Annotated in this window: 10 protein-coding genes and 2 rRNA genes (1 of these 12 running past the window's edge); 7 read left to right on the top strand and 5 right to left on the bottom strand. The window is 59.9% G+C overall.

Going from position 1 to position 13,977, the window contains the following annotated elements; translation table 11 throughout:
* A 23S ribosomal RNA gene (locus tag ACLV8F_RS02065) occupies positions 1–2,556 on the top strand (it extends 324 nt beyond the left edge of the window).
* A 143-nt stretch (positions 2,557–2,699) separates the two neighbouring features.
* Positions 2,700–2,812 (top strand): 5S ribosomal RNA (gene rrf / locus ACLV8F_RS02070).
* Positions 2,813–3,046: 234 nt separating this feature from the next.
* Here rrf and ACLV8F_RS02075 read toward each other — a convergent pair.
* From ACLV8F_RS02075 to ACLV8F_RS02085, 3 genes are all read right to left on the bottom strand, one after another.
* A complete protein-coding gene (locus tag ACLV8F_RS02075; protein ID WP_411882585.1) occupies positions 3,047–3,967 on the bottom strand; it encodes an MBL fold metallo-hydrolase in 921 nt (306 codons plus the stop codon).
* Between the two features lie 24 nt (positions 3,968–3,991).
* The gene (locus tag ACLV8F_RS02080) at positions 3,992–5,677 is read right to left on the bottom strand and encodes an AMP-binding protein (protein ID WP_411882586.1); all 1,686 of its coding nucleotides are present in this window, start codon (positions 5,675–5,677) and stop codon (positions 3,992–3,994) included.
* 75 nt (positions 5,678–5,752) lie between these two features.
* Positions 5,753–6,493, bottom strand: a complete 741-nt coding sequence (locus tag ACLV8F_RS02085) for an FFLEELY motif protein (RefSeq protein ID WP_411882587.1) — start codon at positions 6,491–6,493, stop codon at positions 5,753–5,755.
* 67 nt (positions 6,494–6,560) lie between these two features.
* Here ACLV8F_RS02085 and ACLV8F_RS02090 point away from each other — a divergent pair, with 67 nt between their 5' ends.
* The 5 genes from ACLV8F_RS02090 (at position 6,561) to ACLV8F_RS02110 (ending at position 11,165) form a co-directional block, all read left to right on the top strand.
* On the top strand, positions 6,561–7,067 hold the full coding sequence (locus ACLV8F_RS02090; protein ID WP_411882588.1) for a hypothetical protein: 507 nt from the start codon (positions 6,561–6,563) through the stop codon (positions 7,065–7,067).
* A gap of 17 nt (positions 7,068–7,084) precedes the next feature.
* Positions 7,085–8,695: a GMC family oxidoreductase N-terminal domain-containing protein gene (locus tag ACLV8F_RS02095; protein ID WP_411882589.1), complete on the top strand. Its 1,611-nt coding sequence runs from the start codon at positions 7,085–7,087 to the stop codon at positions 8,693–8,695.
* Between the two features lie 44 nt (positions 8,696–8,739).
* Positions 8,740–9,648, top strand: coding sequence for an esterase/lipase family protein (locus ACLV8F_RS02100; RefSeq protein WP_411882590.1), 909 nt, complete (start codon positions 8,740–8,742; stop codon positions 9,646–9,648).
* Between the two features lie 132 nt (positions 9,649–9,780).
* Positions 9,781–10,449, top strand: coding sequence for a helix-turn-helix transcriptional regulator (locus ACLV8F_RS02105; RefSeq protein WP_411882591.1), 669 nt, complete (start codon positions 9,781–9,783; stop codon positions 10,447–10,449).
* 68 nt (positions 10,450–10,517) lie between these two features.
* A complete protein-coding gene (locus ACLV8F_RS02110; RefSeq protein ID WP_411882705.1) occupies positions 10,518–11,165 on the top strand; it encodes a Crp/Fnr family transcriptional regulator in 648 nt (215 codons plus the stop codon).
* 20 nt (positions 11,166–11,185) lie between these two features.
* Here ACLV8F_RS02110 and ACLV8F_RS02115 read toward each other — a convergent pair whose 3' ends face one another.
* Both ACLV8F_RS02115 and ACLV8F_RS02120 read right to left on the bottom strand, forming a co-directional pair.
* Positions 11,186–13,066: a hypothetical protein gene (locus ACLV8F_RS02115; protein ID WP_411882592.1), complete on the bottom strand. Its 1,881-nt coding sequence runs from the start codon at positions 13,064–13,066 to the stop codon at positions 11,186–11,188.
* Positions 13,067–13,074: 8 nt separating this feature from the next.
* On the bottom strand, positions 13,075–13,962 hold the full coding sequence (locus tag ACLV8F_RS02120; RefSeq protein WP_411882593.1) for a phosphatase PAP2 family protein: 888 nt from the start codon (positions 13,960–13,962) through the stop codon (positions 13,075–13,077).
* Between the last annotated feature and the right edge of the window lie 15 nt (positions 13,963–13,977).

A 13,977-nucleotide genomic window follows, 5' to 3' on the forward strand; every position in this document is an offset into this window, starting at 1 on the left:
CCCCGTATGCAAAAAGAGACTTGTGGTACTGAGCTAACGACAAGTAGGGCGGGACACGAGAAATCCTGTCTGAATATGGGGGGACCATCCTCCAAGGCTAAATACTCATCATTGACCGATAGTGAACTAGTACCGTGAGGGAAAGGCGAAAAGAACCCCGGGAGGGGAGTGAAATAGATCCTGAAACCGTGTGCTTACAAAAAGTAGGAGCCTCGTAAGGGGTGACTGCGTACCTTTTGTATAATGGGTCAGCGACTTACATTCAGTGGCAAGGTTAACCGAATAGGGTAGCCGTAGAGAAATCGAGTCCGAATAGGGCGATCAGTCGCTGGGTGTAGACCCGAAACCAAGTGAGCTATCCATGGCCAGGATGAAGGTGCGGTAACACGCACTGGAGGTCCGAACCGACTAGTGTTGCAAAACTAGCGGATGAGCTGTGGATAGGGGTGAAAGGCTAAACAAACTTGGAAATAGCTGGTTCTCTCCGAAAACTATTTAGGTAGTGCCTCAAGTATTACCATCGGGGGTAGAGCACTGTTTTGGCTAGGGGGTCATGGCGACTTACCAAACCAATGCAAACTCCGAATACCGATGAGTACAGCTTGGGAGACAGAGCACCGGGTGCTAACGTCCGGACTCAAGAGGGAAACAACCCAGACCGCCAGCTAAGGTCCCTAAAATTGGCTAAGTGGGAAACGAAGTGGGAAGGCTATAACAGTCAGGATGTTGGCTTAGAAGCAGCCATCATTTAAAGAAAGCGTAATAGCTCACTGATCGAGTCGTCCTGCGCGGAAGATGTAACGGGGCTAAGCCAGTTACCGAAGCTGCGGATTTGCAATTTATTGCAAGTGGTAGGAGAGCGTTCTGTAAGCCTGTGAAGGTGGTGGTGTAAACCCTGCTGGAGGTATCAGAAGTGCGAATGCTGACATGAGTAGCGTTAAAGGGGGTGAAAAGCCCCCTCGCCGTAAGCGCAAGGTTTTCTACGCAACGTTCATCGGCGTAGAGTGAGTCGGCCCCTAAGGCGAGGCAGAGATGCGTAGCTGATGGGAAACAGGTCAATATTCCTGTACCGATGTGTAGTGCGATGTGGGGACGGAGAAGGTTAACTCAGCCAACTGTTGGATATGTTGGTTCAAGCTTGTAGTCGTGCCTGGTAGGTAAATCCGCCGGGCTTAGATGAGGAGTGATAACGAGTCTGCTTGCAGACGAAGTGAGTGATACCCTGCTTCCAGGAAAAGCCACTAAGCTTCAGCTACACACGACCGTACCGCAAACCGACACTGGTGCGCGAGATGAGTATTCTAAGGCGCTTGAGAGAACTCAGGAGAAGGAACTCGGCAAATTGACACCGTAACTTCGGAAGAAGGTGTGCCTTTAGTAGGTGAACCATTTACTTGGGGAGCCCAATGAGGCTGCAAAAAATCGGTGGCTGCAACTGTTTATTAAAAACACAGCACTCTGCTAAGACGAAAGTCGACGTATAGGGTGTGACGCCTGCCCGGTGCTGGAAGATTAAATGATGGGGTGCAAGCTCTTGATTGAAGTCCCAGTAAACGGCGGCCGTAACTATAACGGTCCTAAGGTAGCGAAATTCCTTGTCGGGTAAGTTCCGACCTGCACGAATGGCGTAATGATGGCCACACTGTCTCCTCCTGAGACTCAGCGAAGTTGAAATGTTTGTGATGATGCAATCTCCCCGCGGAAAGACGGAAAGACCCCATGAACCTTTACTGTAGCTTTGTATTGGACTTTGAACAGATCTGTGTAGGATAGGTGGGAGGCTTTGAAGTGTGGTCGCTAGATCGCATGGAGCCAACGTTGAAATACCACCCTGGTGTGTTTGAGGTTCTAACCTAGGTCCATTATCTGGATCGGGGACAGTGCATGGTAGGCAGTTTGACTGGGGCGGTCTCCTCCCAAAGTGTAACGGAGGAGTTCGAAGGTACGCTAGGTACGGTCGGACATCGTGCTAATAGTGCAATGGCATAAGCGTGCTTAACTGCGAGACTGACAAGTCGAGCAGATGCGAAAGCAGGACATAGTGATCCGGTGGTTCTGTATGGAAGGGCCATCGCTCAACGGATAAAAGGTACTCTGGGGATAACAGGCTGATACCGCCCAAGAGTTCATATCGACGGCGGTGTTTGGCACCTCGATGTCGGCTCATCTCATCCTGGGGCTGTAGCCGGTCCCAAGGGTATGGCTGTTCGCCATTTAAAGAGGTACGTGAGCTGGGTTTAAAACGTCGTGAGACAGTTTGGTCCCTATCTTCCGTGGGCGCTGCAGATTTGAGGAAGCCTGCTCCTAGTACGAGAGGACCGGAGTGGACGAACCTCTGGTGTATCGGTTGTCACGCCAGTGGCATTGCCGAGTAGCTAAGTTCGGAAGAGATAACCGCTGAAAGCATCTAAGCGGGAAACTCGTTTCAAGATTAGATCTGCCGGGGCCTTGAGCCCCCTAAAGAGTCGTTCAAGACCAGGACGTTGATAGGTCAGGTGTGGAAGCGCAGTAATGCGTTAAGCTAACTGATACTAATTGCTCGTGCGGCTTGACCCTATAACTTTGATTAATTCGAAGTTGTTATGCCAAGTTGACGCATTCAAAAGGCACAGCTCAGCAGCTGTGCGAATCTAAATACAAGCTGATTTACTCTATGAATTCGATGGGTTGTTCTTTGGACAACCTGTCAACAAGTTATGCCTGATGACCATAGCAAGTTGGTACCACTCCTTCCCATCCCGAACAGGACAGTGAAACGACTTAGCGCCGATGATAGTGCGGATTCCCGTGTGAAAGTAGGACATCGTCAGGCTCTTACAGCAAGGAACGCCCGGTTGATTTTTGATCAACCGGGCGTTTTCTTTTGTGCGTCTGCTTTTATACGTCTGGTATGTCGCCAGGCTGAAAAACTAAAAAACCCCGCATGGGTCCATGCGGGGTTTTTTGCTTTTACGGGCTGTACGAATCGAAACAGGGCGCCTTGAACTCCAATCTGCTTGTGCGACGGAGCAATATTCTGGCATCAGACGCAATGGACCTAGCCGATTCAAGCATTCAGGATGTACGCGCCTTCTCTTTTTGCGACGCCGGCAGCAACCAGCTCGGTGATGAGTTGATCAATCCATGCTCGCGCAGGAACATCTGCGAAGAACTTCTTCTTGATTTGCGTGAAATAGGGTGTCTCGATGGCCCATTGCGCAAATTCATCGAAATTCTGGCGCTGGATTTCCAGAAGTTTGAACTTCAAAAGGACCTTGGCCGCGTGGTGTGCATGCCTGGGTGGATTGCCGGCAAACGATTCCAGCCGCTGGCGCGCGCGCGCCAGCACTTCAGGCACGTAAGCAAAGACACGGCCGTGCCCGGGAATAACGGTTTTGGGGTTCAGGCGCTCAATCAAATCCAAGGTCGCGGCGACCTCGGCGAACGCATCGGCGCCCTCTAGCTCGGGAAACACCACGCCGAATCCGTTTTCCCACAAGGCATCGGCGGAAATAAGCAGCCGATTTTCGGGTTCAAAAAAGATAAGTGAGTGCGGATCATGTCCAGGCGCGGCGTGGACCTGCCACATCTCCGCGCCAAAACGGATGGAACTGCCCGGTTGCAGCGCCCGTGTAAAACCGAATTGCGGGCAAAGCTGCCCCGTCGGCAAATAAGTCAGCGCAACAGGGTCCCAATTGGCGACCTGTTGCGCATGGCCGGGAGGGATAAGTGTCTGGATATCGGGATAACGTGCCTGCAAAGCCGCATTGCCGCCGCAATGATCACTGTGCAAATGTGTGTTGACGAGAATATCCAGCGGCCGTGCGCCTAAAACTGACTCGACAAGCGTGAGTGTCTGCGGTGAATGCGTGCAATAACCGCTGTCGACCAACACGGTTTCACCGCCGCCGGTGAAAAGAATATTGTTGGCGGAAAGCCAGCCGCGCTCGAAGACATGCAAGCCGCCGGGGAAATCAGACGCGCCCATCAGCAAAGGCCGGCGAAAAAACACTCAGGCCGATGCACGCAACTCGCGCCTGAGTATCTTTCCGACATTGGTTTTGGGCAGGTCATCGCGAAATTCAATGTATTTGGGACGTTTATAGCCCGTGAGATGTTGCTTGCAATAGGCGCTCACGTCGTCTTCGGTCAGTGTAGGGTCATTTTTGACGACAAAAACCTTGATGGCTTCGCCTTGTTTGTCGTCAGCGATGCCGACGGCGGCGCATTCGATGACGCCGGGGCACAGGGAAATCACATTTTCGAGCTCATTGGGGAAGACATTGAAGCCCGACACGATGATCATGTCCTTCTTGCGGTCGATGATTTTGGTGTAACCGCGCTCGTCCATGATGCCGATATCGCCGGTGCGCATAAAGCCGTCGGAAGTGAACGCTTTTTTATTCTCTTCCGGTTGCTGGTAATAGCCCGTCATGACCTGTGGGCCTTTGATGCAGATCTCGCCGGATTCACCCAGCGACAGCGAAGCGCCATCGTCATCCTTGATCGCGATCTCGATGCTGGGCAGGGGCAGGCCGATGGCCCCGGTGAACTCCTTGTTGGTCACCGGGTTGTTGGTGCCGATGGCGCAAGTCTCACTCATGCCCCAGCCTTCGATCATGGCGCAACCGGTGACTTGCAGCCAGTGTTTCGCCGTGCCTTCGGACGCCGCCATACCGCCGGCCTGGGACACGCAAAGACTCGAGAAGTCCACCGTCTTGAACTGCGGATGCTGAAGCAACGCATTGAACAGGGTGTTGACCGCCGGCAGCAGATGAAAGGGCCGTTTCTTGAGGACTTCAATGAACTTGCCGAAGTCGCGCGGATTGGGAATCAGCGTCAGGTGGGCGCCCCAGCGGATGGTGAGCAGGCACAGCGTCAGCGCGAAGATGTGATACAGCGGCAAGGCCGCGATGTTGTTGGTCTTGCTGATGTCGCCTATTCGCTTCAAGGCGGGCGTAAACCATTCTTCCGCCTGCAAAATCGCGGCAACGATGTTGCGGTGGGTGAGCACCGCGCCCTTCGACAACCCGGTGGTTCCGCCCGTGTATTGCAGAAAAGCGACGGAGTCCAGCGTGCTTTGCGCGGGCTTGAGCGTCAGGCGGCTGCCGTCGGCAATCGCACGGTTGAATGTTGTGACGCTGCGGCCATCACCCAGAGGCAGCTTGTACGCGGGCACCAGTTTCGCGAGATGGCGGACGGCGAAAGTAATCCACTGCCCATACCAAAAACCCAGCAGGTCACCCATGGACGCCATGACGACGTTCTTTATCGGCGTGCGCTCAATCACCTCTGCCAGGGTGGCCGCAAAGTTTTCCAGAATCACGATGGTCGTCGCGCCCGAGTCGCGCAACTGGTGCTCCAGTTCGCGCGCGGTGTACAGCGGGTTGACATTCACGCAGGTGTAGCCTGAGCGCAGGATGGCGGACATGGTGACGGCAAACTGCGGCACGTTGGGCAGCATGATGGCGACGCGGGCGCCGGGTTCCAGGCCCAGGCTCTGCAGCCAGGCGCCCAATGCCGATGAAAGATCGTCGAGCTGGCCGTAGCTCATCCAGCGGTCCATGCACACCGAGAAGGGCTTGGACGCATTCTTCTTGAACGAGTCCTCCAGCAGATGGGTCAGCGAGCGGAACTGTTCGGTGTCGATCTCGTGCGAGACGCCCTCGGGATAACTCTTGAGCCAATGCTTGTTCATACAAACTCCTTGCGGCTCATTGTGGGAGGCGCTTCGCGGAATCCGTATGGGGCTTGTCCTAATGCGGGCGCGGTATCAGGGGCCGGCGGCGAGCAAATGGCCCAATCTGGTCTCGCAGGTGACAGCATCGTCTTCAAACAGCGAGTGGATCCACGCCGTCTCGCGGTCCTTGATCACTTTCAGGAACTCGCCGGCGCCGCGCATATTGGCGAACGCATCGAAGCCGGTCTCCAGGAAGTGCTGCAGTGAATTGAGGCCGGCGGCCGCCGCGGGCCCCCGCATCATCTTGAGCAGGGTGCGAAGCCCAAACATCTTTGTCAGGCGATCGAGCTCCTGCCCAAGATGCAATACCACCTCGAGTTGGCGCTTTCGTGCTGCGATGTCGCCCACGCTGCGCCAGCAACGGATGTAGCGCGCACACTCGTCGCCAGGTGACAGGGCTGCCGTGTCAGCCAGCCATTCGCGCGCAATCAGGTCGTCGAGTTGCTCCGTCAGTGCATGCACCTGCGCCAGCGCAGCCGCGGTGTTCACCACCGGTTGCGGAAACAGCTTGGCAATGGTGCCGGCGATGCGCGCGAACTGCTGGTCGCGCTCGGCATAGTCCTTGTCGCTGTAGAGCTCCTGCAGGAAGAATGTGGCTGCGGTCTTGTACCGGTGGCTGTGCAGCAGGTCGGAGTAGGTGGCCTGAAAGCGGCGCGCCTGGAAGCGTTTGACCTCCGCGCTGGCCCGGGCCAGCGGCGGGTCGGTACTGTGCTGCTGCCGAAGCTTCGCCACGGTCTCAAGCGCGTCGTGTATTTGTTGTGCGGTGGCGTCCATACAAACCCGGAGTTTATCTAGGTACGGGCCCCTATTGAAACTTAAATGCCCATGCGAAACTGCCGGGATGCAAAGAAGAACGCTCCTCAAGCTCGGCGCCGCATCGGCCGCCGTGCTGCTGCTTGCCGGAGGCACGGCCGCTTTGCTGCAGCCTGGCCTCGCCGGTGGCAGCCTGAGCGTTTCGGGGCGTGAAGTGTTCTCCGCCGTGGGTCGTGCCGTGCTGGACAAGACCTTGCCCACCGATGAGGGGGCACGGGAGATCGCATTGAGCGGCCTGCTCAGCCGCATCGACGTGCTGGTGCTGTCCCTGCCGCCGCACGCGCAGGCCGAGCTGTCGCAATTGCTGGCCCTGCTCGCAAGTGCCGCGGGCCGGCGCACGCTGGCCGGCTTGAACCCGCCCTGGCCGGAGGCATCTGTCGCCGACATCCAGCAGGCGCTCCAGGCAATGCGCTTGTCCAGGCTGGCCTTGCGCCAGCAGGCCTACGCCGCCTTGCACGACATCACGGCGGGTGCGTATTTTTCCGACCCGTCCAGCTGGCCCTTGTTGGGCTATCCCGGCCCGCTGAAAATCTGAAGGCCACCGAAAGCAGCATGAGCCAATTGAAAGACCCGATCCGCGAAGGCATTGCGCACGGCTGGAAAGTCATGGGCGGCGCGCTGGTGCCAGCGCCGCGGAATATCCGCTGCGACGTCGCCATCATCGGCAGCGGCGCGGGCGCGGGTGTCACTGCGGAACTGCTCGCCAAAGCCGGACTGCAAGTGGTGATCATCGAAGAAGGCCTGCTCAAAAGCAGCAGCGACTTCAACCAGAAAGAATCCGAAGCCTACCCGTCGCTGTACCAGGAGAGCGCCGCGCGTAAAACCGAAGACAAGGCCATCAACATCCTGCAGGGGCGCTGCGTGGGCGGCTCCACCACGGTGAACTGGACCAGCTCTTTTCGCACGCCGGGCTCCACACTCGCATTCTGGCAAGAGCGCTATGGGCTGGGCGATTACACCGTGGACGCGCTGGCACCCTACTTCGCGCAGGCGGAGCAGCGCCTGAACATCACGCCCTGGCTGGTGCCGCCCAATGAGAACAACGACTTGCTGCGCAGGGGCGCGGCCAAGCTCGGCATTCCGGCTTCGGCGATTTCGCGCAACGTCAAAGGCTGCTGGAACCTCGGCTCTTGCGGCCTGGGCTGCCCGACCAACGCCAAGCAGTCCATGCTGGTCACCACCATTCCCGCGGCGCTGGACAAAGGCGCGCAATTGCTGACCGAAACCCGCGCGGAAAAGTTTGAGCTGGCCAACGGCAAGGTCACCGCGCTGCTGTGCCGCAGCCTGAATGCCAACGGCACGTCGGCAGGCCCTGTCATCAAGGTCATCGCCAAACACTATGTGCTCGCCGGCGGCGCGATCAACTCGCCGGCCGTGCTGCTGCGCTCGCAGGCGCCCGACCCGCATGGCGTGCTGGGCGCGCGAACCTTTTTGCATCCCGTGGTGATGTCCTCCAGCGTGTTCGAGCAAAAAGTGGAGGCCTGGGCAGGCGCGCCGCAAACCATTTACTCCGACCATTTCCTGGAAACACAGGCGATCGACGGGCCCATCGGCTACAAGCTCGAGGCGCCGCCGCTGCACCCTGTGATCTTTGCGTCGACGGTGCCTGGCTTCGGCCAGGGCCAGCATGACCTGCTCAAATCCTTCCCCTACAACCACACCCTGCTCGCGCTGCTGCGCGACGGTTTTCATGAGGAGTCCCGCGGCGGCCAGGTCAAGCTGCGCGGCGATAACTCGGCCGTGCTGGACTATCCGCTGACCGATTACGTCATGGAGGGCGCGCGCAGGGCCATGCTGTCCATGGTGGAGATCCAGTTCGCGGCGGGTGCCAGACAGGTGCTGCCGTTGCATGAAATGGCGCAACCCTACACCTCGTGGGAGCAGGCGCGCGATGCGGTCAATGCCCTGCCCATGAAGCCCTTGCTGACCCGAGTGGTGAGCGCCCATGTCATGGGCGGTTGCGGGCTGGCCGGCGCTGAACGCCACGGTGTCACACGGCCGGACGGCGTGCACTGGCAGCTTGAGAACCTGTCCATTCATGACGGCTCGCTGTTCCCGACCAGCATAGGCGCCAATCCGCAGCTGTCCATCTACGGCATCGTGAACCGCCTCGCACAGGGGCTGGCTGCGCGGCTTTCCGGCCGGTCTGTCACACTGGCCTGAGATACTCGGGTTGATTCCGCCGCTTTCCCTTTTTCGCCTGACGCATGCTGGCCCACCTACAAAGACTCATCACCCTGTCCCTGGCCGCTGCGGCTTTTGGCTGGCTGTTCTGGTTTCGCGGCGACTCCCCCGTCCTGGCCGTCACGGGTTTCCTGGTCATCGCGCTGGGTTACACCGCTTTCCTCGCACTCGAATTTGTCTTTCTGCACCACGTCAGCAAGCAGGACCCTGCGCCGCAGCCCACCTGGTTAGAACTGCTGAGCGCCTGGCTGGGCGAGACCTTGACGGCGCCGCGCGTGTTCTGCTGGCGCCAGCCTTTTCGCATGAACGTGGTGCCGGACCGGCTAGCGCCCGCCGTGGCAGTGCAGGGGCGCCGCGGCATCGTGTTTGTGCACGGCTTCTTCTGCAACCGCGGTTTGTGGACACCCTGGCTGCAGCGCGTTGAGGCCGACGGCCGCGCCTTTGTCGCCGTCAACCTCGAACCGCTTTTCGGCTCCATCGACGACTACGCGCCCCAGATCGACGAGGCGGTGCGGCAGGTGACCGAGGCCACGGGCTTGCCGCCGCTGCTGGTGTGCCACAGCATGGGCGGGTTGGCCGTGCGGGCCTGGCTTAAGCGCATGCGAGCCGAGGAGCGCGTCTTTCATGTGGTCACCATAGGGACGCCGCACCGGGGAACCTGGCTGGCGCGCTTCGGCCATGGCCACAACGGCAGGCAGATGCGGCTGTTGTCCGACTGGCAGGCGCAACTGGACCACGACATGCCGGCTGGCCGTCACGCCTTGTTCACCTGCTGGTATTCCAACTGCGACAACATCGTGTTCCCGGCCTCCACAGCCACCCTGCCAGGCGCGGACAACCGCCTGGTGCGCGGCGCAGCCCATGTGCAGATGGCGTTTTTGCCGCAGGTCATGGATGCCACGCTGGCCATGCTGGAGCACGAGCCGGCCTGAAGACGGGAGCTGGACGGCATTCTCGGGCGCCGGTGCATTCATGTAAATTTGTCACAAGAATGACCCGCCATATTCACTATCCACATTCGATGGGGCTTTCTATGCTCATCTATTTGTAGGATGGAGCGTCCCGTGACACTGTATGCACAGCCCAATGCCGCCTTCCTGGAGGTCGCACCGTCATTTCCCCCGGATGAAACCAGCGCCGATTCGGCGCCTGGCTTGTTGATGCTGCTGGTGGACGAGCTGGCGCATGGGGTGCTGGTCGTCACCGCCCAGGGGCGCATCCTGCATGCCAACCAGGCGGCCAGGCGCGAGCTCGACCGCGCTGCTGTCCTGGGCGTGGAGCGGGGCGAGCTGAGGGTGCTCATGCCGGCCGACGCGAAGATTTTCCAGGGTGCGATGGGCAAGGCCATTGCCGGCAAACGCGGCCTCATCAGGCTGGCGGCCGAGGGCGTGGATTTCACCCTGGCCCTTGTTCCGCTGCAGCGCCAGGCGGGCATCTCCTGCGACCGGATCGCACTCGTTTTGTCGCGCCTCGGGGTCAGCGAGTCGGGTGTGTTCGGCGCATTTGCCCGCAATCACGGCCTCACGCATACCGAGGAACAGGTGCTGGCCTTGCTGTGCCGCTGCCTTAGCACACCCGAAATCGCCATCCAGATGAAGGTCGCTGTCTCCACCGTGCGCAGCCACGTGCGCAGCCTGTGCGCCAAGACCGCCTCCAGCGGCGTGCGCGAGCTGGTCAACCGCGTGGCGATCTTGCCGCCCATCGCCCCCTTGCCGCTCGGGCAGATCCATTGACAGATTGATCCCCGCAACGGGCCCGCACATGCTAGATTACGACTCTCCTTACGAGTCTGTCTGTGCATATGCCTCCCGAAGAAGACCTTTACGCCAACCTGATCCCTGAATTACGCACTTTAGCCATGCGCGGCGTGGTGCGAAGTTACCCCAAGAAGGCGATCGTCATCAACGAAGGCGAGATCGGGGACAGCCTGTATGTGCTGCTCAAGGGCAGCGTCAAAGTGTTCTCCATGGACGAAAGCGGCCGCGAGATCACCTACGGCAGGATTCATTCAGGCGACTACTTCGGCGAAATGTCGCTCGACGGCGGCCCCCGCTCCGCCTCGGTCATCACCCTGGAGCCTTGCACCTGCGCCGTACTGAGCCGTACGGAAGTGAGCGAGCATCTTGTGTACGAGCCCGGGTTTGCCATCAACCTGGTCGTTCAGGTCATTCGCCGCGCCCGCTCGGCAACGGAGGCCGCCCGGAACATGGCGCTGCTGGACGTCTATGGCCGCCTCATAGCCGTGCTGGAAGAGCACGACGACGTGACCACCCGCAATACCGCCGCAGGCCTGACCCTCGAGTCCATCACCCACCAGGACATTGCCAGCCGTGTCGGCGCCTCCCGCGAGATGGTCAGCCGCCTGCTCAAAGACCTTGAAAAGGGCGGCTACATCGAGATGGGCACCAAGCGCATCACGCTGCTCAAAAAACTGCCCAGCCGCTGGTAGCGTTAGCGGCGTGGGGCGGTCTACATCGCGTTAAAAATACGCCGCGTTTCCTGCGGCGCCGCGTCGCTGGTGCCCTTCAGACGGACAACCGAGCCGCTATAGGTGCCCGCCGCCCGCAGGCCCGTCATGGCCGGGTTTTCATCACTGAACGCCGCGGTGCGGGCGATCTTGACCACGCCGGGGCGCTCGGGCCTGCCTGCATCGGGATCAGGCTTCTGCGGAGAGTAAAGCGCCCAATGCGATCCCGTGATCCGCGTGCCGCCCACGGACACTGTCTTGCGGCCGGTGGCAATGCTGTTGAAATTGCCGCTACGCCGGATCAGGGTCGGGTTGTTCGGATGATCCACAAAAGAGTCCGGGTTGCCGCTCATGTCGTACAGCTTGTCTTCAAAGTGCGACTGGCGCCCGCCACGTGTGCCGATCACCACGTCGTCACGCTCCACATAGGCGTCTATCGTGACCTTGCCCGGCAGCGAGTTGGTCAACTTGATCTGCCATACGCCGCTGGGTGCCGTGGCGGTGTCCTTGTCAAAGCTGAAAGTGGGCGCCAACGCGACCAACGCGCAAGTGCCGTGCGTGCCGGTGGCCACGCTTTTGGGGTAGATGAGCGCGCACAGGGGTTGCGTGCCGTTGCCCGTCCACATGCGGGATTCGCCGAAGCCCAAGGCCGGCAGTGCGGCATGTCCAGGCGGCGTGATTTCAACCCGGATGCCGTGCGCTTGCGGTGGCAACCACAACTCCAGGAAGTTTTCGGTGGAGTCATCCGGTTGCCCCCGCCAATGCAGCACTGCGTGTTCATTTTTCGCCAAGGTCACGTTGGCGTGCGTGCGCTCCTGGTAGCTGTTACCCGCCGCAAGCACAATCTGCAGGCGCTGGCCGCACAGTGTGATCAACTGGTCCATCGCGGCTTCCAGGAGTGAACTCCCGTCATGCGGGCCGGCCAGGGTGCCGAAGCTGATGTTGGTCACGATTTTCGCGTCGTGCGCACAACGGGAAAGAACATACATCAATCCATCAAGGACGTGTACGTTCATCGAGCCGCCCGACGTATCGGCCACGGTGTCGTAGTCCAGCTGCACGGCGATGATGTCGCAGCGGCTGGCATCGTCATCGGCCATGGCCCAACTGGCCGGACCGTCAAAGCCCGGAGGGAGATCCGCCATCTGCGCCATCATCGTGCGCGGGCCGCATGCCAGGTCCATCACATGCGTGCCGTGGTTGGCGCGGTTTTCCAGTGCCCTGAGTTTGAAGTGTCGATACACCTCGTGTTCATGCACCAGCCCGTTGTAGCTTCGTTGCTGCATCGCCTGGTTGATGACGGCGGCTGTCAGCTCATGCCCATAGCCTAAGCCTGCTGGCGATTGGCCCACGCCTTTGCCGTCCTGCCGCCAGAAATAGCGTGTGCGCGCCTTCCCCTTGTGAAGGAAACTGGCATTGGCAAAAGCCAGCCCGTCGTCGATAAGGGCCATGACTTTGCCTTTGAGCAGGGGCTGGGGGCCGCCCGTGCCGCCGGAGCCCGGGCCGTCGGTGTGAGGGCCCGCGGCCAAACCCAGCTCCAGCCGTTTGACAAGGGCATGCAAGCTGCGGCCCGGCTGGATGTGCTTGAAGAACGCGGGCTTGACCCGGGCCGTGCAATAGCGCAGCCCCACCGGCGCGGCGCTGGAGGTATACACCGGCGGCACATGCAGCCATTGCGGCGAGGCCGCGCCTATGAATTGGGCGATGCTGACGCCAGGGCTGAGTTCAATCGCCACAGGGAGCCATTTCGGTTGTGTACCGCCATAGCCCGCGAAGCAGCCGGCCTCGGCCCATACCAGGTAGGGATCGAAGCCACTCGTCGCGTCCGGCTTGGCCCAGTCAATACCAGTGAAGCCGCCTTTGGGAAGTTTGTGCCAGGTCATGGGTATCCTTACTTGAGGGGTTCCCACTCTTTGGCCGCCTTGGACCACATGAAGGCAAGGAGCGGCGAGGCCGCCACGGTACCGATCCTGGTGAGGTATTGGTAGTAGCCGCTCTGGTTGTCGTCCATGGGAACCCGCAGGTCGAAATCCACTACGTTGCCTTGCGGCGTGTGAAATTTCCGGCCGTCGAAACCGCGTTCATGCAGCTGGTTGCTGCCAAGACAGCGCGCCGCGAAGAACTCGCCCAGCGCGGTGCCCAGCAGCCGGCCCACGGCGCTGTCTACCGGGTAATGCAGGCCCGCCACCGTCCGGTTCACCGCGATGCGCGCCGCTTGCCGCTCCAACTGCTCCCGGTATTTGGCTCCCGTGCCGTTGGCGTTCTCCAGCAAGGCCAGCAGCACTGTGGCAACCGCGAAAGCCTCGGTGGCATGCCCGCTGGGCCAGCTGGCATGGCCGGGGGTGTCAATCATGGGCTGAATCTGCGGCGACAGCTCCATGGGGCGCGGGCAGGCGAAAGCATGCTTGAAGCGCATTTCCACGTCGGACGTGAAAATCAGTACCAGCGTAATCAGTTCCAGCGTCCATTTATGGCGGTGCGGCTGCAGTCCCACGATGGATCCCCAATACGGGACCTGGGGCGTCATCTGGCTGAGGATTTCGCTGCCGCGGTCTTCACGCAGCTCCGCGTAATTGGCCACCAGCCCCACCTGTTGCTTGAACACCTTGGCCGTGGGGCGGATCAGGCGAACAATGGCGTGGTCCTTGAGCGGTTTTTTGTTGAGATCAACGAATTCCAGGGTGACCGACTCGCGGGCCTGCTGCACGCCGAAGTGAAGGCCGCCCAGGAGTTCAAGTTCGCAGATCTGCAGCCGGCGATCCGCCGCCCATTGCGTCAACCGGTCCGGCTTGTC

This window comes from Polaromonas sp. YR568, from assembly GCF_943369675.1.
GTDB lineage: Bacteria > Pseudomonadota > Gammaproteobacteria > Burkholderiales > Burkholderiaceae_C > Polaromonas.

Bases quoted from the DNA above. Each gene is read 5' to 3' on its own strand.
- ACLV8F_RS02075 (WP_411882585.1), bottom strand. From the start codon at position 3,967: ATGGGCGCGTCTGATTTCCCCGGCGGCTTGCATGTCTTCGAGCGCGGC.
- ACLV8F_RS02080 (WP_411882586.1), bottom strand. From the start codon at position 5,677: ATGAACAAGCATTGGCTCAAGAGTTATCCCGAGGGCGTCTCGCACGAG.
- ACLV8F_RS02085 (WP_411882587.1), bottom strand. From the start codon at position 6,493: ATGGACGCCACCGCACAACAAATACACGACGCGCTTGAGACCGTGGCG.
- ACLV8F_RS02090 (WP_411882588.1), top strand. From the start codon at position 6,561: ATGCAAAGAAGAACGCTCCTCAAGCTCGGCGCCGCATCGGCCGCCGTG.
- ACLV8F_RS02095 (WP_411882589.1), top strand. From the start codon at position 7,085: ATGAGCCAATTGAAAGACCCGATCCGCGAAGGCATTGCGCACGGCTGG.
- ACLV8F_RS02100 (WP_411882590.1), top strand. From the start codon at position 8,740: ATGCTGGCCCACCTACAAAGACTCATCACCCTGTCCCTGGCCGCTGCG.
- ACLV8F_RS02110 (WP_411882705.1), top strand. From the start codon at position 10,518: ATGCCTCCCGAAGAAGACCTTTACGCCAACCTGATCCCTGAATTACGC.
- ACLV8F_RS02115 (WP_411882592.1), bottom strand. From the start codon at position 13,066: ATGACCTGGCACAAACTTCCCAAAGGCGGCTTCACTGGTATTGACTGG.